The sequence below is a fragment of the Novilysobacter viscosus genome, from assembly GCF_046600715.1.
Lineage (GTDB): Bacteria > Pseudomonadota > Gammaproteobacteria > Xanthomonadales > Xanthomonadaceae > Lysobacter_C > Lysobacter_C viscosus.
In genome coordinates, this window is sequence record NZ_JBJMAV010000002.1 from 252,733 (window position 1) to 275,875 (window position 23,143).

General features: G+C 68.2%; 19 protein-coding genes. 5 read left to right on the forward strand and 14 right to left on the reverse strand.

The window, feature by feature from the left end:
- Positions 1-66 precede the first annotated feature (66 nt).
- Complete coding sequence (locus ACJQWL_RS04845; protein ID WP_330967453.1) at positions 67-726, forward strand: putative 2OG-Fe(II) oxygenase; 660 nt, start codon at positions 67-69, stop codon at positions 724-726.
- 29 nt (positions 727-755) lie between these two features.
- Here ACJQWL_RS04845 and ACJQWL_RS04850 read toward each other — a convergent pair whose 3' ends face one another.
- The 3 genes from ACJQWL_RS04850 to ACJQWL_RS04860 form a co-directional block, all read right to left on the reverse strand.
- Positions 756-2,285, reverse strand: a complete 1,530-nt coding sequence (locus ACJQWL_RS04850) for a sulfotransferase (RefSeq protein ID WP_411300740.1) — start codon at positions 2,283-2,285, stop codon at positions 756-758.
- A 122-nt stretch (positions 2,286-2,407) separates the two neighbouring features.
- Complete coding sequence (locus tag ACJQWL_RS04855) at positions 2,408-4,210, reverse strand: phosphoenolpyruvate carboxykinase (GTP) (protein ID WP_330967451.1); 1,803 nt, start codon at positions 4,208-4,210, stop codon at positions 2,408-2,410.
- 49 nt (positions 4,211-4,259) lie between these two features.
- Positions 4,260-4,850 carry a TetR/AcrR family transcriptional regulator gene (locus ACJQWL_RS04860; RefSeq protein ID WP_330967450.1) on the reverse strand — a complete coding sequence of 197 codons (591 nt, stop codon included), beginning with the start codon at positions 4,848-4,850 and terminating at the stop codon, positions 4,260-4,262.
- Positions 4,851-5,120: 270 nt separating this feature from the next.
- Here ACJQWL_RS04860 and ACJQWL_RS04865 point away from each other — a divergent pair, with 270 nt between their 5' ends.
- Positions 5,121-7,589: an acyl-CoA dehydrogenase gene (locus ACJQWL_RS04865; RefSeq protein WP_330967449.1), complete on the forward strand. Its 2,469-nt coding sequence runs from the start codon at positions 5,121-5,123 to the stop codon at positions 7,587-7,589.
- Between the two features lie 109 nt (positions 7,590-7,698).
- Here ACJQWL_RS04865 and ACJQWL_RS04870 read toward each other — a convergent pair whose 3' ends face one another.
- Positions 7,699-8,568, reverse strand: a complete 870-nt coding sequence (locus ACJQWL_RS04870) for a metallophosphoesterase (RefSeq protein WP_330967448.1) — start codon at positions 8,566-8,568, stop codon at positions 7,699-7,701.
- Between the two features lie 68 nt (positions 8,569-8,636).
- Positions 8,637-9,899 (reverse strand): NTP/NDP exchange transporter, encoded by a 1,263-nt coding sequence (locus tag ACJQWL_RS04875; protein ID WP_411300741.1) that lies wholly within the window; start codon positions 9,897-9,899, stop codon positions 8,637-8,639.
- Between the two features lie 233 nt (positions 9,900-10,132).
- On the opposite strand from ACJQWL_RS04875, the gene ACJQWL_RS04880 reads away from it, so the two are divergent.
- On the forward strand, positions 10,133-11,737 hold the full coding sequence (locus ACJQWL_RS04880) for a GMC family oxidoreductase (RefSeq protein WP_330967446.1): 1,605 nt from the start codon (positions 10,133-10,135) through the stop codon (positions 11,735-11,737).
- 18 nt (positions 11,738-11,755) lie between these two features.
- On the opposite strand, the gene ACJQWL_RS04885 is transcribed toward ACJQWL_RS04880, so the two are convergent.
- Entirely contained in the window at positions 11,756-13,663 is a 1,908-nt protein-coding gene (locus tag ACJQWL_RS04885) for a M48 family metallopeptidase (protein ID WP_330967445.1), read from the reverse strand.
- A 42-nt stretch (positions 13,664-13,705) separates the two neighbouring features.
- Positions 13,706-14,299, reverse strand: a complete 594-nt coding sequence (locus ACJQWL_RS04890) for a LemA family protein (RefSeq protein ID WP_330967444.1) — start codon at positions 14,297-14,299, stop codon at positions 13,706-13,708.
- A 72-nt stretch (positions 14,300-14,371) separates the two neighbouring features.
- Between ACJQWL_RS04890 and ACJQWL_RS04895 the strand changes: the two genes are divergently transcribed.
- Positions 14,372-15,760 (forward strand): serine hydrolase domain-containing protein, encoded by a 1,389-nt coding sequence (locus ACJQWL_RS04895; RefSeq protein WP_330967443.1) that lies wholly within the window; start codon positions 14,372-14,374, stop codon positions 15,758-15,760.
- A 447-nt stretch (positions 15,761-16,207) separates the two neighbouring features.
- Here the strand turns inward: ACJQWL_RS04895 and ACJQWL_RS04900 are convergent, their stop codons facing one another.
- The 7 genes from ACJQWL_RS04900 to ACJQWL_RS04930 all read right to left on the reverse strand — a co-directional run bounded on the left by ACJQWL_RS04900 (position 16,208) and on the right by ACJQWL_RS04930 (position 22,359).
- Positions 16,208-16,915 carry a hypothetical protein gene (locus ACJQWL_RS04900; protein ID WP_411300742.1) on the reverse strand — a complete coding sequence of 236 codons (708 nt, stop codon included), beginning with the start codon at positions 16,913-16,915 and terminating at the stop codon, positions 16,208-16,210.
- A 755-nt stretch (positions 16,916-17,670) separates the two neighbouring features.
- Entirely contained in the window at positions 17,671-18,066 is a 396-nt protein-coding gene (gene gcvH, locus ACJQWL_RS04905; protein ID WP_330967441.1) for a glycine cleavage system protein GcvH, read from the reverse strand.
- 64 nt (positions 18,067-18,130) lie between these two features.
- Positions 18,131-19,249, reverse strand: coding sequence for a glycine cleavage system aminomethyltransferase GcvT (gene gcvT / locus ACJQWL_RS04910; RefSeq protein WP_330967440.1), 1,119 nt, complete (start codon positions 19,247-19,249; stop codon positions 18,131-18,133).
- 138 nt (positions 19,250-19,387) lie between these two features.
- Entirely contained in the window at positions 19,388-19,837 is a 450-nt protein-coding gene (locus ACJQWL_RS04915) for an NfeD family protein (RefSeq protein ID WP_330967439.1), read from the reverse strand.
- Between the two features lie 3 nt (positions 19,838-19,840).
- Positions 19,841-20,803: an SPFH domain-containing protein gene (locus ACJQWL_RS04920; protein ID WP_330967438.1), complete on the reverse strand. Its 963-nt coding sequence runs from the start codon at positions 20,801-20,803 to the stop codon at positions 19,841-19,843.
- A gap of 133 nt (positions 20,804-20,936) precedes the next feature.
- Positions 20,937-21,140, reverse strand: coding sequence for a hemin uptake protein HemP (locus tag ACJQWL_RS04925; RefSeq protein WP_441005011.1), 204 nt, complete (start codon positions 21,138-21,140; stop codon positions 20,937-20,939).
- Positions 21,141-21,393: 253 nt separating this feature from the next.
- Entirely contained in the window at positions 21,394-22,359 is a 966-nt protein-coding gene (locus tag ACJQWL_RS04930) for an aldo/keto reductase (RefSeq protein WP_330967436.1), read from the reverse strand.
- 163 nt (positions 22,360-22,522) lie between these two features.
- On the opposite strand from ACJQWL_RS04930, the gene ACJQWL_RS04935 reads away from it, so the two are divergent.
- Positions 22,523-23,125, forward strand: a complete 603-nt coding sequence (locus ACJQWL_RS04935) for a TMEM165/GDT1 family protein (RefSeq protein ID WP_330967435.1) — start codon at positions 22,523-22,525, stop codon at positions 23,123-23,125.
- Positions 23,126-23,143: the final 18 nt, after the last annotated feature.

The window sequence follows — 23,143 nt, forward strand, 5'->3', positions numbered from 1 at the left end:
CGGCCCCTCACGGGGCCGTAGCTTTTTGTGGCAACCCACGCCGCCCACCAGAGGGACCACGGAACCATGAGCCTGGAAGTCGCATCCATCTTTGCCGTCCCGTTCGCGCAGGATTTCCATCCCGACGCGACCCGGCTAAATCCCGAACTGGCGACCCTGCTCCTCTCGCGTGAAGCGCAGGGTGCGCGCTACGCCAATCCCCACACGTCGCTGAAGCAGCAGCCCGGGGTGTTTGAGAGTGATTTCAACCTGTTCGCCTGGCCGGAAGGCTGCGTGCAGGAACTGCGCAAGTTCGCCTGGCATTGCCTGGCCCGCACCGTGCAGGAGCTCAACGGCTACACGGTCGAAGAAGTACAGAAACTTCGGATCGCCTCGCACACGTGGTTCCACGTGACCCGCGAAGGCGGCTTCACCATCCTCCACACACATCCGATGGCGTCCTGGTCGGGCGTGTACTGCGTGACGCCGGGGGATACGCCTCTGGACCGACCCGAATCGGGCGTCCTGCGTTTCCACAATCCCCACCACTACAGCAACTACTTCACCGACGCAGGCAACGTCAGGCTGCGGCCGCCCTACCACCATGGGACGTGGAGCATCCCGCTGAAGGCGGGGCAGCTGGTGCTGTTCCCATCCTGGTTGCAGCACGAAGTGTTGCCGTTCTACGGGCGGGACGAACGCATCACCATCGCATTCAACTGCTGGTTCCCGCAGGACGGTGACTGAGCCATCCGGCAGCGCCACGCACCCCCGACCTAGCGAGCGTCCGATTCCAGCCGGGCGCTCAGGGGCGAGAGATGGCGCTGGTAGTGCCGCCAAACGCCGCCGCGGTTCCTCTGGATGCCCGCGCGAACGTCCGCCAGGCTCGCGGTCGCCACCGCGCCGCCTTTCCTGTCGGTGCCCAGCATGGGGCCATCCCGGGACAGTCCGCAGAACTCGAGGATCCGTTCGCCTTGCCCATCGGGATCCTCGACCAGGCACTCGTACTTGACATCCAGGATGCGTCCGGGCCACAGCGCGGACCAGTGATCCATCAACCGGCGGTACCCGAGGTAATACTCGGCGAGTTCGTGCTGGTCATAGCTGTAGGGCGCGGCAATGCTGAAGAGCGTGCGCAGGTTGCTGAAGCACGTGTCCATCGCGTTGCGTCGCATGTGCAGCACCCTCGCTTCCGGCAGGGCGGCAAGCAGCACGCCCAGGTGCAGGAAGTTCGACGGCAGCTTTTCGGTCACGCATGCGTGGCCGCGGGCCTTCCATCTCATGTACTCCAGCACGTCCCTGCGCACTCGCCCCAGGTCCAAACCCGGGTCGGTCAGTCGGCGTGCGCCCGCCAGGTCGAAGGTGTGGACAGAGTAGTGGTCCGTGGCGTGCCGGATGGCGGCGCTGACCGCGTAGCTCTCGCCGCCATCGATGACATCCCGGTGCCCTGCCAGCATGCGCTCCAGCAGCGTCGTGCCCGATCGATGCATGCCCACCACGAAAACCGGTATCGGTCCCTGCCTGGCAGCGGACGTCGATGCCATGGTGAATCGAGGCAATGCCATGAGGCGTTCGAAGATCTCACCCTGTTCCGAGGCGTCGTATTGCAGCAGCGCCCGCTTGACCCGGCACGCGCGCACCAGCGCGGCCCACGACGCCTCGTAGTCCCCGATTCCGTGCAACCGGTTGTGGAGCGCATAGGCCAGGTGGACCTCCGCCTCGCCACCCGGCGGCACCGCTTCCAGGCGTCGCTCGATGGCGGCGATCTGGCGCTGGGCGTCCTCATGGTCGGCGGGCTGCAACGAGAGCAGCCACTGCGCGCGCGGCGCGTGGGAAATTGACGCCGCGGCGAGTCGCTCCAGTAGGTGCCTGGCAGTGCCAGCCTCCCCTTCGACCATTTTCAGCGTCGCACGCATGCCAAGGAGCCGCACGTCGTCGGCGGGCAAGAGTGCCTCCGCCTGGTCGAGGGCACGGGTGGCATCCTTGTACAGCGCGATGGGTGCCAGTTCGGCTGCAAGTGCGGCATGGGTGCCCGCATCGCTGCCCGACCAGTCGACCGCATGGACGACCCTCTCTATGCGTTCAACCTCCTCGAACCGACGGAGCAAGCGGACCGTTTCCAGCGCAAGCGGGGGCGAGCGCGGCAGCGCGGCGGCGGCGGCGCAAGCCAAGGACCTCGCTTCGCGGTAGCGATCCAAGGAAAGCAGCCAGAGCGCGCGTTGCACCATTGCCGGCACGAACCCGGGCTGGAGTTCGAGCATCCGGCCCATCTCTGCGACCGCGCCCGGCAGGTCCCCTGCCCGCATGCGCGCAACCGCACCTTGCCAGAGCGCCGCACCCGCCGGAGCGAGGGGGAAGCCGTACATGGCGCTGGGTACATTGTCGGGCACAACACGCGCAGGCATGGGGGGCCGCTCAGACGCGGAAGTCAGCCCAACGACCGTACGATGCGCTCCTGCTCGTCCAGCAGGCCTCGTGGCATCCGGGGCCCGTAGTCGCGAAGGTAGTCGCCAATGGCCTGGAGCTCCGCGTGCCAACCGTCCCGTTCATAGCCGAACAGCTTCGCGCGGGCCTCGCCAGTCAGCTCCAGCCCGTCCAGGTCGAGGTCGTCCTCGCCCGGCAGCGCGCCAATCGGGGTCTCGACCGCCCGTGCGGAACCGGTGACGCGGCCGATCATCCATTCGATCACGCGGATGTTGTCGCCAAACCCCGGCCACAGGAACTTGCCGTCGTCCCCCTTGCGGAACCAGTTGACGTGGAACACCTTGGGCAGGTTGGCCCCCGGCGTGTCGAAGGAGAGCCAGTGGGCGAAATAGTCGGCGAAGTTGTAGCCGCAGAACGGCTTCATCGCCATGGGATCGCGACGCATCACGCCCACCGCGCCAGCGGCGGCCGCAGTGGTCTCCGACCCCATCGAGGCGCCGACGAGCACGCCATGGGTCCAGTCGCGCGCCTCGAACACCAGCGGGACCAGCGATGCCCGGCGGCCACCGAAGACGATGGCGCTGATGGGCACGCCGGCAGGGTTCTCCGCCTCCGGCGAATAACTCGGGCAGGCCTTGGCGCTGACGGTGAATCGCGAATTGGGGTGCGCGGCCGGGCGCTTGGCAGGGTCGTAGGGCTCGCCACGCCAGTCCGTGGCGGGCTGCTGGCCGTTGTCGAGGCCTTCCCACCACGGCTGGTTGTCGGCGGTGACACCGACGTTGGTGAAGATCGCATCGCGCTGCAGGCACGCCAGTGCATTGGGGTTGGACTTGCTGGACGTGCCGGGTGCGACGCCGAAGAAGCCGGCCTCCGGGTTGATCGCGTACAGCCGGCCATCTTCGCCTGGGCGCATCCAGCAGATGTCGTCACCGACGGTCCAGACTTTCCAACCCGCATCGCGGTAGCCCTGCGGCGGGATCAGCATGGCGAGGTTGGTCTTGCCGCATGCCGAGGGGAACGCGGCGGCGATGTAATGGGTTTCCCCCTGCGGGTTCTCCACGCCCAGGATGAGCATGTGCTCGGCCAGCCAGCCTTCGCCGCGGGCCTGGTGGCTGGCGATGCGCAGCGCGTGGCATTTCTTCCCCAGCAGCGCGTTGCCGCCATAGCCCGAACCGAATGACTTGATCGTCAGCTCTTCGGGGAAATGCATGATGAAGCGCCGCTCCGGGTCGAGTTCGCCGGTGGAGTGCAGGCCCTTCACGAAGGTGCCTTCCCTCTCGATGCGCGCCAGGGCAGGTGCGCCCATGCGCGTCATGAGGCGCATGTTGGCGACGACGTACGGGCTGTCGGTGATCTCCACGCCGCAGCGGGAAAGGGGCGAGTCGATCGGCCCCATGCAGTACGGGATGACATACATCGTGCGCCCCGCCATGCAGCCCTTGAACAGGGCGTCCATCCGGGCATGCGCCTCGGCAGGGGCCAGCCAATGGTTGTTGGGGCCGGCGTCGTCCTCCTGCGCGGTGCACACGAACGTCAGGTGCTCGACCCGGGCCACGTCGTCCGGATCGGACCGGTGCAGGAAGCTGTTGGGATGGGTCTGTTCGTTGAGCTTCAACAGGGTGCCGTCGGCGAGCATCCCGTCGATGAGGGACTTGTTCTCCGCATCGCTGCCATCGCACCACTGGATGCGGTCGGGGCCGGTCAGCACCGCCACTTCCGCGACCCAGTCGTTGAGCGCCTTGAGCCGTGTCGCATCCGGGCCCGGGGCGATGGGGGAGCGGTCGATCTCTTTGGAAATGGCGTTCACTGCGGTGCTCCGGGAACAGGTTGGACGATGGACAGTGCCGCGCGAACGTTCAGGGCGCGGGGATCAGCGTGACCATGACGTGTTCGACATAGGCTTCGAACTCATCGTGCTGCAGGCGCGCGTGGTGCAGTTGCAGGTTGAGCTGCAGGAAGCCGACATACGCGGCGTAGGCCAGGCGCGCGCGGTGCTGCGCATCCGTGCGGCTGAGACCGGCCTGCCGGAACGAGGCGGTGAGGTAGTCGAGCCGGCGCTCGGACACGCGGCCGATCACCGGCTGCACCGCGGGGTGGTCCAGCGCCTTGAGCAACTCGGAATAGATGACGTGGGACTTGAACTCGTGCGCGACCAGGTCGAACAGCGCGCGCAGGCGTTCACGCGGGTCGCCGATCGCCTCGAGCTTGCCGAACACGGTGTCCTGCTCGACTTTTTCCCACCGTTCCAGCGCCGCGACCAGCAGCGCGTCGCGTGAAGGAAAGTGCCAGTAGAAGCTGCCCTTGGTAACGCCCAGTCGGCGGGCCAAGGGCTCCACGGCCACTGCCGCGACCCCCTGTTCGGCGATGAGGTCCAGCGCCGCCTGCGCCCAGTCCTCCGCACTCAGGCGGCCGGTGCGTTCGGGCTTGGTTGCGCTGGCAAGGCTCATAGGGTGGCGAGTGTAACAACCATACTCAACCGACGGGAACGGTATGCGCCCCGGGTGGGCGGCATCCGGTCGAGCGCAACGCGGCGTCCCGGTGGCAACGGCCCGTGCAGGCCTTGACAGGCCTTGTCGGCATTACCATACTCACGCGTATGTTGACGCATGGCCGGGGTCCCTCGGGAATGCCATGCCGTCACCACCGCGTGACTAACCTGTCGCCATCGCGTCCGGGGGCACCGCCCTCGAGACCCGGCCCGCCCCTGGAGTGTGTCCATGAGCATCCTCGCCCCGTTCCTCGTGCTGATCGCCGTTGCCGGATTCGCGGCCTACCACCGCTGGCGCTTGGCCGTCTGGGCCGCATTGACCGCCACCGCGCTGGTGGCCTGCTGGTTGCTGGGCGCCAGTCCCGCAGCGACCCTGGTGGCCGCTTTCCTGGCCGCACTGGTGGCCGTGCCGTTGCTGATCCCGCAGATCCGCCTGCCGCTGATCACCGCGCCCTTGCTGAAGTTCTATACGAGGATCCTGCCGCCCCTGTCGGAAACCGAACGCGTCGCGCTGGAGGCCGGCACCGTCGGTTTCGAGGGCGAGCTGTTCTCGGGCCGTCCGGACTGGAACGTCCTGCTGGACCAGCCCATGCCGGTGCTGAGCGCTGACGAGCAGGCATTCCTCGACGGCCCGGTCGAAGAGCTCTGCCGGATGACCCACGACTGGGACATCACCCACGTGCGCGCCGACCTGCCGCCGGACATGTGGGAGTTCATCAAGAAGAACAAATTCTTCGGAATGATCGTGCCCAAGGAGTACGGGGGACTGGGCTTCTCTGCGCTGGGCAACCACAAGGTCATCGAGAAGCTGTCGTCGATCTCTTCGGTCGTCAGCTCGACCGTCGGCGTGCCCAATTCGCTCGGCCCGGCCGAGTTGCTGATGCACTACGGCACGCAGGAGCAGAAGGACCACTACCTGCCGCGGCTGGCCGATGGCCGCGAGGTTCCCTGCTTCGCCCTGACGGGCCCGTGGGCCGGTTCCGACGCCACCTCCATCCCGGACTTCGGCATCGTCTGCAAGGGCGAGTGGAACGGCGCCAACGTGCTGGGTGTCAAGCTCACCTTCGACAAGCGCTACATCACCCTTGCGCCCGTCGCCACCCTGATCGGCATGGCGTTCCGCATGTACGACCCGGATGGCCTGATCGGTGATACACGCGATATCGGCATCAGCCTGGCGCTGCTGCCCCGCGACACGCCGGGCATCGAGATCGGCCGGCGCCACTTCCCGCTCAACAGCCCGTTCCAGAACGGCCCGCTCAATGGCCGCGAGGTGTTCATCCCGCTCAGCCAGCTGATCGGCGGCGAAGCCTATGCCGGCAAGGGCTGGCAGATGCTGGTCGAGTGCCTTTCGATCGGCCGCTCGATCACCCTTCCCTCCACCGCCAGCGGTGGCGCCCGCATGGGCGCGCTGGTGACCGGCGCCTATGCGCGCATCCGCAAGCAGTTCGGCCTGTCGATCGGACGCTTCGAGGGGGTGGAAGAGGCGCTCGCCCGCATCGGTGGCAAGGCCTACACGATCACCGCGCTGGCAGAGGCGTCGGCAGCCGCGGTGGCCCGCGGCGAACTGCCGGCGGTGCCTTCGACCATCTCCAAGTACCACTGCACCGAGATGGGCCGCGAGCTGATCCAGGACGCCATGGACATCCATGGCGGCAAGGGGATCATCCTGGGACCGAAGAACTACCTGGGCCGCTCGTGGCAGGCCTCGCCCATCTCGATCACGGTGGAGGGCGCCAACATCATGACGCGCTCGCTGATGATCTTCGGCCAGGGCGCGATCCTCTGCCACCCATGGGTGCTCAAGGAGATGAAGGCCACCGCCCTGCCCGATCCGGACGAGCGACTGCGCGAGTTCGACCGCAACCTGTTCGGGCACATCGGGTTCGCGATTTCCAACGCGGTGCGCTCGCTCTGGTTCGGGCTGACCGCCGCGCGCGTGGGCTCGGCGCCCGGCGACGCCTACACGCGCCGCTACTACCGCAAGCTCAATCGCTATTCGGCGGTGCTGGCGCTTTGCGCGGACACTTCGATGCTGCTGCTGGGTGGCAAGCTGAAGTTCAAGGAGTCGCTGTCGGGCCGCCTGGGCGACGTGCTCAGCCAGCTCTACATCACCAGCGCGATGCTCAAGCGCTACGAGGACCAGGGACGTCCGGCCGCCGACCAGCCGCTGCTGGCCTGGGCGTTCCACGATGCCGTGCACAAGATCGAGGTCGCGTTGTCGGGTGCGTTGCGCAACTTCCCGGTGCGTCCGGTGGGCTGGATGCTGTGGGCACTGGTGTTCCCGCTCGGTCGCCGTGCGCAGCCGCCCAGCGACCGGCTCGGGCACAAGGTCGCGTCGCTGCTCATGTCACCCAACGAAGCACGCGACCGCTTGGGCGTGGGGGCGTTCCTGACCCCCGCCGCCAACAACCCGGCCGGCCGCATCAACAGCTACCTGCAGAAGGTGATCCTGGCCGAGCCGGTGGAGCGCAAGTTCCTCAAGGCGCTCAAGACCCGCGACATCGAGTCGCTCGCATTCCCCGCGCAGCTTGACGAAGGCGTGCGCGAAGGCTGGATCACTGCCGCCGAACGCGCCCAGCTGGAGGAATTGCGCGAGATGACCGTGGACGCCATCAGCGTCGACGATTTCGAGTCCGAGGAACTGCGGTCGGCAGGTTACCGCCCGCAACGCGAGCAGGACCGCGCCGCGGCCTGACCGGCTGTGCAAAGGAAACGAGGACGGGGCGGATCACCGCCGCCCCGACCGTCGCAAACGCACGAGACCCACCGCAAGCGCATTCCCCCGACCTGCCGTCCTTGTCCAGTCATTGTTCCAGGCGGGCCTTCAAGGTCAGCCGGGAAATCTCCGGAGGCACGCCGAAGCGGATCGGCAGGATGCTGGTGCCGATGCCGGGCGATACGAACAGCTGGCGGCCGTCCTCGATGAAGTGGCCCTTGGGGTAGCGGCCGTCGACCTTGCCCCACAGCCCGGGCGCGCCGATGCCGGGGAACGCGATCTGTCCGCCGTGGGTGTGCCCGGCAACCACCAGCGCGGCGCGGGCCGGCATCTCCGGGAACAGGTTGGGGTTGTGGGTGACCGCCAGCACCGGGCGGTCGTCGTCCACCGGCGCGAAGGCCCGCTGGATATCGTGTGGCGCTTCCCACAGGTCGCCCACGCCCACGACCCAGAGGTCGCACCCGGCCAATCGGGCGCGCGCCGCCTGGTCCTCCAGCACCGTCACGCCCGCGGACTCGAACGCCGCACGCACCCGCGCGCCGTCCTTCCACCAGTCGTGGTTGCCCAGCACCGCGTACACCGGCTTGCGAGCGGTCAACGGACGCAGGTGTTCGGCGATGACATCGGCCGGGATGTAGGTGCCCAGGAAGACACTGAGGATGACGTAGTCGCCCGCCATCAGCACCGCCTGCGAGTCGCTCTCGACCAGCCGTTGCACGAGCGTGTCGAGCTTGTCCAGGCCGTTGTGCGGGGAGCCCGTGTGGAGGTCGGCGATGACATCCACCCGCAACCCGTCGCATTCGGCCGGCCAGGCGGGCAGCTGGAACGCGTAATCGCGCGAGACCAGCGAACGCGGTTCCCACACGCAGCCCCATGCCAGGAACACCACCACCAGCACCGCCAGGATGCGCGCACTCCAGCGCATCCGCCAACGCCATGGCCGAGCGGTTTTCGCCATCGGCACGTCCCCTCCCCCCGCGGGTGGTCCAACGCGGGCACGACGTACACGGCGCCATCGGCCCCGGCTCATGGCGCTGACGCCGCGGGAACCGGCACCGGGGCCGGCCTCTCGACACGCCGGGCCAGCCGCCAGCCCAGCACGCCGGAAGCGGCCGCCGCCACGGCCGCAAGCCCGGCAAAGCCCGGCACGCCGACACCGACGGTGCGCAGTGCGTTCATCGACAAGGCCACCGAGAGATCGCCGAACCGCCACACGGCGGTGTCAACCGTGTTCTTGCCCTTGTAGCGGAGATCGCGGGGCACTCGGGTGTAAAGACTCTCGCGCGCCGGTCCGACCATGCCGTACGCCAGCCCCCGCCCGACGATCAGCGCGACCGCCACCAGCGGCATGGCACCCACCGCAGGCGCATACGGATTGTCGGAGGCGACCACCAGCAACAGCGCCACGGTTACGGCCACCGCCCACACGGCGATCACCGGGCCGGCGCCCCAGCGCACCAGCATCCAGCGCGTCAGGGTGAGCTGGACCACCACCTGCAGCAGGTTGGCCGCCAGGTCCAGGTCCGCGGCAAAGCGGGTGCGCGCGATGGCGTCACTGAACGTCGCGCCCGAGTAGTCCACCACCAGCGCGTAATTCACCGTGCCGATGCAATCGGCCAGCAGCATCAGCACCGCCATCGTGCGCATGAACGGGTTGGTGAACACCTGGCGCAGGCCGTCAAGGATGCCGCCACCGATCGCGGACTCGTGCCCGGGGTCATGCCGGCGATTGCCGTGGACCCGTGCCCAACGGCCGAGCCACGCCACGCATGCCAGTGCCAGCGCCAGCAGGGCCGCTGATGCCGCCAGCAGCGGCGCGACGCCGATCACGCCCACCAGGGTCCGCGTCAGCGCCGGCCCGGCGATCGCGCCGGCGGTTCCGCCCAGCGCGATCAGCGGAAACAGGCGTCGCGCCTGGAGGTCGTCCCAGACATCGGCCATGAAGCTCCAGAACACCGAGACGATGAACAGGTTGAACACGCTGATCCAGACGAAGAACACCGTGCCCAGTGCACGCGGGCTGAGCACGCCCTGCTGGGTGAACAGCGGCACGAAGCCCAGCAGGCAGGCAATGAAGAAGACATGCACCACCGGCACCACGATGCGGCGCGGGTAGCGGGTAACCAGAGCGCCAAACACCGGGGCGAGCGCGAGCGTGGCCAGGAACGTGGCGGCGTAGAACCAGGGCAACTGGGTCGAGCCCACCGCTGCCGACAGCTGGTCGCGTACCGGCCGCACCATGTAATACGCGGCGAGCACGCAGAAGAAATACCCGAATGAGACCGCCACCGCGCGCCACTCGGCAGGCCGCACCCGGCCTGGCCGGAGGGGCGGTTGCGGCACGGCATCGCCGTGGGACATGGGGACGTGGCTCACGGGCGACGGGACGGCCGGCACGGTAGCCCAACGCCGCGCGCCCCGCCACCACGCGCAGTGCCGGCACGCGGATGGCGGGGCTATCGCGGCCACCGGCGCTGGATTAGCCTCGTGGTCGCGCCCCAGGTCGGCGCCGGGGGCAGCGCGTGTTCGACTACATCATCATCGGCGCGGGCTCGGCGGGCTGCGTGCTGGCCCATCGCCTGTCCCAGGATGCAGACGTGCGCGTGCTGCTGCTGGAGGCCGGCCCACGCGACTGGCACCCCTACATCCACATGCCCGCCGGCCTGGCCAAGCTGGTGAACCTCGCATCGGTCAACTGGGACCACCACACCGCGCCGGAGCCCCACCTGGACAACCGCGTGCTCTGGTGGCCGCGCGGCAAGGTGCTGGGCGGGTCCAGCTCGATCAACGCGATGTGCTACGTGCGCGGCGTGCCCGCCGACTACGACGCTTGGGCGGCCGGTGGCGCCGCGGGATGGGACTGGGCGGGCGTGCTGCCCTACTTCCGCAGGGCGGAAAGCAACGCGCGCGGAAGCGACGTCCTGCACGGCGGCGACGGTCCGATGCACGTCTCCGACCTGCGCCACGTCAACCCGTTGTCGAACATGTTCATCGAAGCCGGCGTGCAGGCGGGATTCGCCGCCAACACCGATTTCAACGGCCCCTCCCAGGCTGGCTTCGGCCTGTACCAGGTCACCCAGAAGAACGGCGTTCGCTGGTCTTCGGCGTCGGCCTACCTCAAGCCGGCACGCGCTCGCGAAAACCTCCACGTCGTGACCGGCGCGCATGCCTCGCGGATCACCTTCGCCCGGGCGGGGGGCGCTCCGCGCGCCAACGGCGTGGTCTACACCGCCCGGGGCCGTGCATACCACCAGCAGGCGGCGCGCGAGGTGTTGCTGTGCGCGGGCGCGGTCAACTCCCCGCAGTTGCTGATGCTGTCGGGGGTGGGTCCCGCCGCGCACCTGCGCGCGCACGGAATCGACGTGGTCGCCGACGCGGGCCAGGTCGGCGCCAACCTGCAGGACCATCTCGACATCTGCACCCTGCGCCACTCCACCCAGCCGTTGACCTACGACCGGGTGGGCGACGTGTCGGTCGCCTTCGACTACTACCTGCGCGGGCGTCGCGGCCCCGGCACCAGCAACATCGCCGAAGCCGGCGCGTTCGTGCGCTCGCCGCTGGCACCGGACGCGCGCGCCGACATCCAGATGCATTTCGTCCCGGCCATGCTCGACGACCACGGCCGTCGCCGCCTGCCGGGCGACGGCTACACCCTCCACGCCTGCGCCCTGCGCCCGCGCAGCCGTGGACGCCTGTCGCTGGCCAGCAATCGCGCGGCGGACAAGCCGCGCATCCAGGCGAACTACCTGGGCGACGAGGCGGGCTTCGACCTGCGCATGATGGTGCAGTGCGCGAAGCTCTCACGCGACGTGCTCGCCCAGCGCGCGTTCGATCCGGTGCGCGGTGGTCCGATATTCCCGGGACGCGATGACCTGGACGACGCCGGGCTCGCGGACTTCATCCGCGCCAAGGCCGAAACCGTGTACCACCCGGTAGGCACCTGCAGGATGGGTTCGGACGCCGGTTCGGTCGTCGATCCGGAGTTGCGCGTGCGGGGTGTCCAAGGCCTGCGCGTGGTGGATGCCTCGGTGATGCCGACCTTGATCGGCGGTAATACCCACGCGCCCACGGTGATGATCGCCGAGCGCGCCGCCGACCTGGTCCGGGGGGTTGCGCCGCTGGCGTGACGCGCGGTCCTGCCGGCGTCACACGTTCTCGAGTGTCGGCGGCAGCGGACAGTGCAGCACGGCGCAGATGGTCCGCAGCAGCTCCGCCTCGGCCAGGCTGACCCGACCGTCGTGCAGCACCGCCAGGGTGACGGCTTCGACAAGCTGCTGCTTGGCGAGCGGGTCGAGGCGGTCCAGCGGCTCCCAGACCCCGTCCAGTGCGGTGACGCCTGCCGCGGGCGGGACGTAGGGCACGTGCGCCTCGGGCAGCATGCGATGCAGGCCCGCAAGGTAGGCATGGCGCCCGCCGGCAAGGTCCGCGTGCCCGGCGTGGGCGACCACCGCCAGCAACGTGGCGATTTCGCGCTGCACCGCGTGGGGACGGGCGCGTCCGAAGCGTGCATAGCGCGACGGGTCCAGTGACTCGCGCACCTGCACCGTCAGCAGGTGGCCCAGGCAGTACTCGAACAGCGATACCCGGCCGTCTGCCAGCGACATCGCCTGCACGGTGTCCATGAGGCGTTCCAGCTCGGGCCGCGGCCGCAACCGGAGCACCGGGAACGCCAGCGCGGCCAACGGAAGGCGCAGCACCGGGTGCAGTGCAACCAGGTGACGCCGGTGCACCCGGTCGGCGGCGCCAGCCAGGGGCTCGCCCATGCGCGCGGCGATTTCGATGCGCTGCCGCCCCGCCACCTCCGTTCCGGGCTCCATCAGCAATCCCAGCACCAGCGGAACCACGGATTCGCGTTGCGTTGCCATGCGCCGCAACGGCTCGGGAATGCCCGCGGCGATCGCATCGGCGCGACGGTAATCGTCCGCCCCGGGATGGGCCACCTGCGCCACCACCATCGGCGGCGTCAGGCTCCGCTCGCTGCCGGCTGGCGGCAGCGGGCCATGGGTCGGGGCAGCAAGGCCGCGTTGCAGATCCTCGTCCATCCCAACGGGCGGCGCCACCGCCCAGTGCCGCTGCAGGCGCTCCAGCTCGCCTGGCGTGAAGCCCGGCTCGAGCGCCTGGATCCGCTCAACGAGGTCGGGGTGAGTGGCGAACCAGCGCCCGAGCGTTCGTCCGGCATAGCCCACGCCGTCGCCGAAGAGCATGTGGCTGACCTCCTCGGCCTGGCCGGCATCGACCAGCCGCGCACCCTCATCCAGGCCTCCGATCTTCTTCAGCGCGCCGGCCAGGCCGGACGTCTGCCGGGTGAACTGCACCGCTGACGCATCCGCCAGGCGTTCGCGGCTGCGGCTGACGCCGGCCTTGATCAGGCGCCCGAAGAACAGCCCGACATAGCCGATCAGCATGGCCACCAGGGCCCCCACCAGTACCGGCACCCCGATGCTGCCGCGGCGGGTGCCGAAACGGCCGAGCGAAAGCACCTTGCGACCGGCCACGCCCAGCATGAGGATCCCGAACATCACCCCCATCAGCCGGATGTTCAGGCGCATGTCGCCATTGAGGACGTGGCTGAACTCGTGGGCGACCACGCCCTGCAGCTCGTCGCGGTTGAGCCGGTCCAGCGCGCCACGGGTCACCGCAATCACCGCGTCGGACGACGAGTAGCCGGCCGCGAAGGCATTGATGCCCGCCTCCCGCTCCAGCACGTAGACGCGCGGCACCGGCACGCCCGAAGCGATCGCCACCTCCTCGACGATATTCAACAGCCGCCGGGAGTTGGGGTCGCTGGCGTCCATCGACAGCGGAACGCCACCCTGCTGCAGGGCCACCGCGTCGCCACCCGCGCGCAGCGACGCCATCCGGTACATCGACCCCAGCCCGATCACCAGCACCGTGGCGATGCTCGCCACGGCCAGCAGTCGCGGCTGCACGCCGGCTACCAGCGCAACGAGCAGGTTCACCGCCAGCACGATGCCCACCACTGCCAGAGCGAACAGGACAACCAGGCGCGTGGAGTCCCGGCGCGCCCGGGCCTGGTGTTCGAAGAAGTTCATCGACGATCCCCCACCGCCGTTTGCCGTATCAGGCCGCGCCGGTCAGAACTGGATCCTGGGTGCCTCGCGCACCTCGGCCCGGTCGGCGGGGATGTCCAGGAACGCGGCGGGCCTGAAACCGAAGTTGCCGGCGACGAGGCTGGAGGGAAACACCTCGCGCCGGTTGTTGTAGGCCATCACCGCGTCGTTGTAGGCCTGGCGCGCGAAGGCCACCCGGTTCTCGGTGCTGGTCAGCTCTTCGGACAACTGCATCATGTTCTGGTTGGCCTTCAGGTCGGGATACGCTTCCACGACCACCATCAGCCGGCCCAGCGTCCCGTCCAGCGCGCCCTGGGTGCGTGCCAGCTCCGCCATGGCAGCGGGGTCGCCGGGGCTGGCCTTGGCCGCCGCCAGCCCGGACTGGGCCGCGCCGCGGGCGGCGATGACCGCCTCGAGCGTCTCGCGCTCATGGGTCAGGTAGGCCTTGGCCGTGTCCACCAGGTTGGGAATCAGGTCGAAGCGACGCTGCAGCTGCACGTCGATCTGCGAAAAGGCGTTGCGGTACCCGTTCCGCGCCCGTACCAGCCCGTTGTACAGCGCCACCAGCCATGCGACCACGACGGCAACGAAAGCCAACAAAATCATGAAGCTGAACATGATTGCTCCCCTGTCCCCTGAAAATCGGCGTTATGATCGAACGCGAGCCCAGCATATGCAGGCCATGATCCCATGAAAGACGCCGCGATCCGTCGGCCCCGCGCGTACTTGCGCGTCGGCGCCACCGCGCTACTCCTTACCCTGACCCTCGGCTCGACGGCGCAGACGCCGGGCGCGGGTGTCGATCCGTCCGCCGTCGCGACCGTTTCGACGTCGTCGCTGGACGCGGCGCCCCCCGCCGCCGCCCCAGCACCGATCAAGCAGCCGCAGATACCGCTGTCGAGTGAGTTCGATGCCCGGCTGTTCGAGGCCGCGGCCCAGCAACTGGTTGCCGACCAGCGGGTTCCGGGCCTTGCGATGGCGATCGTCTACAACGGTCGCGTGCTGTCGGCGCGCGGCTACGGCATCACCGACGTGCAGGCGGCCGAGCCCGTCGATGCACACACGGTGTTCCGCCTTGCCTCGTTGTCCAAGGGCTTCGCGGGCACCCTGGCCGGGCTGCTGGTGAACGACGGTTCGATCCGCTGGGACAGCAAGCTGACCCAGTACCTGCCCGAGTTCCGCCTTCGGGATCCGTCCGCCGCCGAGCAGATCACGGTGGCCGACGTACTCAGCCACCGGGTAGGGCTGCGCCACCACAGCCTTGATCGCGACCTCGAGCAATACGTCGACTACCGCACGCTGACCCGCCGCCTGGCGGACGCACCGCTCAGCTGCCAGCCCGGTACGTGCTACGGCTACCAGAACATCGCCTTCAGCCTGATCGGTGACGTTGCCTTTGCCGCCACCGGCACCTTCTACTCCCAAGCCGTGCAGCGCCGGCTGTTCAAGCCACTGGGCATGAACGACGCCAGCCTCGGGCTGGAGGGCATCCGTTCCAGCCCCCGCTGGGCCCGGCCGCACGTGCGCACCCGCGGCGGCTGGGTGTCGGTGACGCCCAAGCCCACCTACTACGAAGTCGCCCCCGCTGCGGGCGTCAATGCCAGCGCCAGCGACATGGCCCAGTGGCTTATCGCGCAGACCGGGCATCGTCCCGACGTACTGCCCGCGCCCCTGCTGGCCACGCTCCATTCGCCGCTGGTGAATACGCCAGGCGAAATGCGCAGTTCCGCCTGGCGCCGTGAGCGACTGACCCGCGCCGGTTATGGCCTGGGTTGGCGTGTCTATGATTACGCGGGGCACCAGCTGGTCTACCACGGTGGCGCGGTGCAGGGGTATCGCGGGGCGATCGCAATGCTGCCCGAGCGCGACTTCGGCGTAGCGGTGCTGTGGAATGGCGAGAGTGCGCTGCCGGCAGGCCTGCTGCCCAGCATCCTGGACAAGGCCATTGGCATGTCCTCGGGGGGACGCTGGTTGGACGTCGACTTCGAAGAGGCGTCGCTTTACGTCCAGTCCAACTTCGGCGCGCCCGGCGACAACCCCGGCAGCAACGCCAGCCGCGCAAGCGCTTCGCCGGAATAAGCCGTCCTGGGGGACTGCCCTCGCGCGAAAGGCCGCGATGGTGGTTGGGCGCGCAGCTACGCTCGCGCCTTCAAGAACGTTTTTCCAAGCTCGTTGGGGGTACCCGATGGGCGCCACTGTCGGCGAGGCCCATGGCGTTCTCATACCCCGTGCCGGACGGCGCCTTCGCGTAGCGGCGCTTGATGCCGTGACCCCACGGCTGACGGACGGAATCACCGCCACGGTCGTTGCGCTCCGCCACCCTGCCCCCTCGCGACGCTTCCGTGCCAGGCATGCTCCCGGGAAGCGCTACGGCTGGAAACGGTGTCAATTCGCCTTCTGGCCGGTGGCGGATGCGAGCGCACATCACCTCGCGCTCCGTACGGCCGCTTCGCCCATAAAAAACTCCCCTCCCGCCTGGGCTGCGGGAGGGGAGTCGATTACTGCAGTTCCGCTATCGGGTATTGCTTAGATCATCGGCGCCGGCGTCGCCGGCATTGCCGTTGGCGCAGACTTCTTGGTCGAACGCTTGGTCACCTTGCGGGCCGGCTTCTTGGCAGCGGCCTTCTTCGCCGGCGCCTTCCTGGCGGCGGCCTTCTTGGCTGGACGCTTGGCAGTCTTCTTTGCCGAAGCCTTCTTCGCCGTCTTCTTGGCGGCCGCCTTCTTGGCCGGACGCTTCGCGGTCGACTTCTTGGCGGTCTTCTTGGCCGAAGCCTTCTTCACCGTCTTCTTGGCGGCGGACTTCTTGGCTGGCCGCTTGGCGGTCTTCTTCGCGGCCTTCTTGGTCGAAGCCTTCTTCACCGTCTTCTTGGCGGACGACTTCTTGGTCGCCTTCTTGGCGGCGCTCTTGCGGGCGGTCTTCTTGACGGCCTTCTTTGCGGTCTTCTTCGCCGGACGCTTGGCCACCTTCTTGGTGGCCTTCTTCGCGGACTTCTTCGCAGTTGCCTTCTTGGCTGCAGACTTCTTCGCAACCTTCTTTGCACCGGTCTTCTTCGTCGCCTTCTTGGCGGCGGGCTTCTTCTTCGCAGCTTTCTTAACGGCCATGGGATGGCTCCTCGTCAGTGGTCTATCGGGGTGTACGGCCCAGTACAACCATTGCCACGGGCAAGCCCGCGGCCAACCGTCGACGCGCAGGTGCGCGTCGAAGCGGATCGAGCCCACGCCAAGTCGCGGCATGGCGGTACCGGCAATGCTGCCGGTACGCGGATAGCAAAAACCCGGGCCGCCAACGAGGCAATCCGGGTTTGTTCGGTAACGCGCCTGGGTCCCTGGAATCGATTGAAAGCGACGGAGGCGAAAACCCGTGTGCGATTTTTCGAAGGGGGCAGGACGCCCATGTCCACCGTTTTGAGTGTCCGGGTGGATTTCGATTTCGTACCGCGCGTTGTCGCGTTGTCTCGTATCACTCGTTTCCGCAGACACCTTGTGCTGCGCGAAACCTAATCAGGGCTTTTGCAAGTGTCAACAACCGGCAACTGCGGTTTTGCGCCCACCCTTCCTCTTCTGCTGCTGGGATTGAACTACTCCCTCCCCGCCCCGCGCGGCGTGCAATGAATCGCACCGACCGCACTGCAGTTTCCAAACCCATGATCGCCTTTGTTTGCAAGGCTTGCAGCGTTATGGATAAATATTGACCACTTTTCAATGTGGTGATTAATTGTCCAACAAGGGAAGTCAGGCACGACGGTACGGGGAGCCCATTTTCCTGCAGCGAACGTGCGATGGATCGACGCTTTATCGCGCCGCACAAGCGCATCTGCGCGGAATTTGCGCAGCGCTCGCGGGGCATGCGTGACTTCAGACCTGGGCGTCATCGGCTGGGATGCCGCCCGTGCAACAGGGCGACCTCCACGCGGCTGGCTGGAGAGCCAAAAAAAAAGCCGGTCGCGCGAGGCGACCGGCTGGGCGTGTTTCCGGGTGGATCGGCTGCTTCAGTGGTCGTCGTTCTCGAGCAGCTCGGCATAGTCGTCGGGGGAGAGCAATTCCTTGAGCTGTTCGGGTTCCTCGATCTCCAGGGTGAACAGCCAACCCTCGCCGTAGGCATCCTCGTTGATCGTCTCGGGCTTGTCCGCCAGCGCGGCATTGACCTCGGAGACGGTGCCGCTGACCGGCGCGTACACGTCGGATGCCGCCTTGACCGACTCCACGACAGCACAGGCATTGCCGGCTTCGACGCGATCGCCGACGCCGGGCAGTTCAACGTACACGAGGTCGCCCAGCAGGCCCTGGGCGTGGTCTGAAATGCCGACGGTCACCTTGCCGTCGCCTTCGACGCGAGCCCACTCGTGGGACTTCAGGAACTTCAGGTCACCGGGGATCTCACTCATGGGTTGCTCCGTGCCGTGCGGGTCTGGGGAAGGTGGGGGCAAGTGTAACGGGCAGGGGCGGCCGCTAGGCCAGCACCCCCTCCCGGGGCTGCCCGTCGCGGACGAACGGGAAGCGCACCACGCGAACCGGCACCTCACGTCCGCGGATGTCGACGCGAACGCCGTCGCTGCCCGGGGGCAGTTCGCCCGCCGGCACCCTGGCAAAGGCGATGGCCTTGCCCAGCGTGGGCGAGAACGTCCCGGAGAGGATCTCACCGTCGCCCTGGGGCGTGAGGACCACTTGGCCATGGCGCAGGACGCCTTTCTCGTCCATCACCAGCGCGATCATCTGACGCGGGGCGCCGCCGGCCTTTTGCCGCTCAAGCACATCGCGGCCGATGAAGTCCCTGCCCTCGTCGAGCGCCACCGTCCACGCCAGTGCGGCTTCGTACGGCGACACGGTGTCGTCCATGTCCTGCCCGTAGAGGTTCAGGCCCGCCTCCAGTCGAAGCGTGTCGCGTGCCCCCAGCCCGGCCGGCCGCACCCCAGCTGCAAGCAGCGCGTCCCAAAGTGCGGCGGCCTTGTCCCCGGACACCACGATTTCGAAGCCGTCCTCGCCGGTGTACCCGGTGCGGGCGATGAACAGCGCGGTGCCGTCGGGCAGCTGCGCTTCGCCGGCGGCGAACTTGCCCAGCTTGCCGATGCGCTCCATGTCCTGGTCGCGCAGCAGGCCGATGACCTTCTCTCGCGCTGCGGGTCCCTGGACGGCGATCATTCCGTAGTCCGGCCGCTCGGTGACGGAGACGTCGAATGCAGCGGCCTGGCGGGTGATCCAGGCCAGGTCCTTCTCACGGGTGGCGGCATTCACCACCAGCCTGAAGGACGATTCGCCGACGAAGTAGACGATCAGGTCGTCGATGATCCCGCCGCTTTCGTTGAGCATGCAGGTGTACAGCGCCTTGCCGGGCTTCTTGAGCTTGTCGACGGAGTTGGCCAGCAGGCGGCGCAGGAACTCGCGCACGCGATTGCCTTCCAGGTCGACCACGGTCATGTGGCTGACATCGAACATGCCGGCGTCGCGGCGGACCTGGTGGTGCTCCTCGATCTGCGACCCGTAGTGGATGGGCATGTCCCACCCGCCGAAGTCGACCATCTTCGCGCCAAGCGCGCGGTGGCTTTCGTTGAGGATCGTCTTGCGGGTCATCGGCCGGCCTCGGGAACGTGGGCCGGCGATTATCCCAGATGGCGCAGGGCACGCACCGTCGCCGCGGCGCCGGCCGTTCCATTGCCGGGCTCGCCGGCCGCCTTGCCAAGACCTTCGCGAAGGCGGCGGCGAGCCGCTTCAGTCGTGCGAGAACTCGACCCGCAGGGTCATCCCGTCGATGGAGACCACCCGCACCACCGTGCCCATCGGCATGTCGGGGCCGGCCACGTCGTAGAACGCGTCACCGATCTTGACCCGACCGCGACCATCGACGATGGCCCGCTCCAGCGGCCCCACCCATCCGACCAGTTGCTGTCCGCGCCGGTTGAGGTCGGGCCGGTCGCTCTGCCGCTCGTGACCGCGCCCCCGGAACCAGGTGCGGTAGACCTGGATGGAGACGAAGCTGAGCACCACGAACGCGGCGATCTGGAACAGTACCGACAGCCCCGGCGCCACCAGCACCATCACGAACACCGCCGCGGCGGCGATCCCGAGCCACAGCATGAAGGCGCCGGGCGCCAACGCCTCGGCCGCGAACAACAGCAGCGCGACCGCGCCCCACGAAACCGCCTGCCAGTCCCACTGCATCGGTCAGCTCCCGGCACGCGGCGGTGGCGGCGCCGGGCGCATGCTTGCCGAGCCCGACGGCAGGTCCAGGGCCTGCTTGGCCAGCTCGGCGATCCCGCCGAGCGAACCGATGACGCCCGCCGACTCCATCGGCATCATCACGAACTTCTGGTTCGGTGCCTCGGCCAGGGCCTTGAACGCCTCGATGTACTTCTGCGCGACGAAGTAATTGATGGCCTGCACGTTGCCGGCGGAGATTGCGTCCGACACCATCCGCGTCGCGTTGGCCTCGGCCTCGGCCAAGCGCTCGCGGGCCTCGGCCTCGCGGTAGGCGGCTTCCTTCTCACCCTCGGCTTCGAGGATCGCGGCCTGCTTGTCGCCTTCGGCGCGCAGGATCGCGGACTGGCGATGGCCCTCGGCCTCCAGGATCACCGCCCGGCGGTCGCGCTCGGCTTTCATCTGCCGGCCCATCGAATCGATGAGGTCGCGCGGTGGCTGGATGTCGCGGATCTCGATCCGATTGACCTTGATACCCCACGGGTTGGTCGCGTTGTCGACCACCCCGAGCAGCTGGGCATTGATCGCCTCGCGGTTCGACAGCGATTCGTCCAGGTCCATCGAGCCGATCACGGTGCGGATGTTGGTCTGCACCAGCGCGATCGTCGCCAGCTCCAGGTTGTGGACCTCGTAGGCGGCCTTGGCGGCGTCAAGTACGTGGAAGAACACCACGCCATCGACTTTAACCACCGCGTTGTCCTTGGTGATGACGTCCTGGCTCGGCACGTCCAGCACCTGCTCCATCACGTTGATCTTGCGGCCGACGCCGTAGACCACCGGAAACAGGAAGTGCAGGCCCGGCTGCATGGTGTGGGTGTACTTGCCGAAGCGCTCGACCGTCCACTCGTACCCCTGTGGCACCACCCGGACCGTCTTGAACAGCAGCACGATGCCGGCCAACAGCAGCACCAGCGCAAGAACCGTCCCCATCTCCATCGATCCGCCCTCCCCGGTTGTCGCTGGAGTATAGGCCGGCCCGACCGCAGCGCCGGCTGCCCGCGCGCCGCGAGGCACCGCCCCGGGCGGCCCGCTGTTCGGCACGGATCAGGCGCTGGCCGACCGCCTACTTGGTCAGGATCAGTTTGTCGTTGCGCGTGTGGCGCAACCGGTAGGTTTCGCCGCCGTGGCGGATCAGGACCTCGCGATGGCCGCGCAGCAGAGCACCACTGTCAACGTGGCCCGACGTCGCTGCGAAGGTCACCACGGAACCTGTACGGCAGGGGGCACTAGCAGGCTGGCGGAGAACGAGGGTCGGACGCTGGGGCATGGGGGGCATGGGGACGGCTCGGTGGGAATCCGCCTTGATGATAACCATTCTCATTTGCGCGGCAAGTGTCCGCGTTGCGGCGGCGCCCGACCGCGGTCGGGGCGACGTGTGGGCCCCCGTAATCCGGCGTCGCCTCCACACCACGTGTGACCGGCGCGCGCGGGCCAGTCCGCGCGAGACGGTCGCCACCCGCCGCCCCGGGGAGGCAGGCATTCTCCGGACAGCCGGGTGACGGCCCAATGCAGTTGCCCGGCTACTCCGCCGCCGCTTCCAGCCTTCGCCAGTCGCTCTCGCCCAGGCGGTCGATCCACTGCAGCGCCGACAGGTTCTGCAACAGCTGCTCAGGGCCACTCGCGCCCAGGATTACCGACGAGACGTGCGGGTTGCGAAGGCACCAGGCGATGGCGAGCGACGCCGGCGGTGCGTCGAACCCGGCCGCCAGCGCAGTGAAGGCCCGCGCGCGCTCCAGCCGGCGCTCGTCGCTGCTGCCGAACACGATCCGCTGCAGCCATCCCTCGCGGCCAAGCCGCGTGTCCTCGGGCACGCCACCGTTGTACTTGCCGGTGAGCAGCCCGGAGGCGAGCGGAGAGTAGGTTGTCGTGCCCAGGCCGAGTTCGGCGTAGAGCGCGGCGTACTCGAGTTCCACGCGCTCGCGATGCAGCAGGTTGTACTGCGGCTGCTCCATCGTCGGCGGGTGCAGGTGGTGGGTGCGGGCGACCTTGTGTGCTTCGCGGATCAGGGCGGCGGGCCACTCCGACGTCCCCCAGTACAGGACCTTGCCCTGGCGGATCAGTGCATCCATTGCCCACACCGTCTCCGCGACGGGCGTCTCGGGATCGGGACGGTGGCAGTAGTAGAGGTCCAGGCAGTCCACCCGCAGTCTCGCCAGCGCACCGTGGCACGCATCGGTCACGTGCTTGCGCGACAGGCCCTTCTGGGTGGGTCGCGGGTCGCTGGCCGATCCGAACATGACCTTGCTCGACACGCAGAAGCCGTCGCGGGGAAGCCGCAGGTCGGCGATGACATCGCCCATCACCCGTTCGGCCTCGCCGTTGGCGTAGCCCTCCGCGTTGTCGAAGAAGTTGACCCCGTGGTCCCAGGCCGTCGCCACCAGTTCACGCGCGGTCGAGCGACCTATCTGGGAACCGAACGTCACCCACGCCCCCAGCGACAACGCCGACAGCTGCAGGCCAGAGGCACCCAGGCGGCGGTACTGCATGGCGGACTCCACGATCGGGACGGCCACGCAGTGTAGCCAAGCCCCCGGCCGCGCTGCACATGCGCCGATACAATGAGAGCGGCCGACCGTGCGGGCGGCAGCCTTCCCTGCATGCCAGCCGGATGGAGGCCGCAGCACCCCGTTGGACGCAACCGGAACCGGCATGCTCGACATCCCCCTCTTCGCGCCGCTCGAAGCGCTGCCCTACGCCGCGGTGCTGGTGTCCACCGCCGTGGTCGCATTGGCCGAGATCGGCGACAAGACCCAGTTGCTTGCACTGATGCTGGCGGCGCGGTTCCGGCGGCCCGGCGCGATCATCGCGGGCATCGTGCTGGCAACCCTGCTCAACCACGCATTGGCGGCGTGGATGGGCGCATGGGTGGCGGCCTGGCTTCGACCCGAGGTGCTCAAGTGGCTGGTTGCCGGCAGCTTCACCGCGGTGGCGCTGTGGTCGCTGAAGCCCGACACCCTCGACGATGGCGAGCCACTGCCCGCCCGAGGCGCGTTCATCGCCACGCTGATTGCGTTCTTCCTCGCCGAGATCGGCGACAAGACCCAGGTCGCCACCGTGCTGCTGGCGACCCGCTACACGCCCTTGTGGGAAGTGGTGGTCGGCACCACCGCGGGCATGCTGCTGGCCAACGTGCCGGTGGTACTGCTCGGGGCCAGGTTCGCCGACCGGCTGCCGATGAAGACGGCGCGCCGCGTGGCCGCCGCGGTGTTCATGGGCCTTGCGCTGTGGGTGGCGCTCGACGGCGCCGGCTGATCCACCGCGCCAACAAAC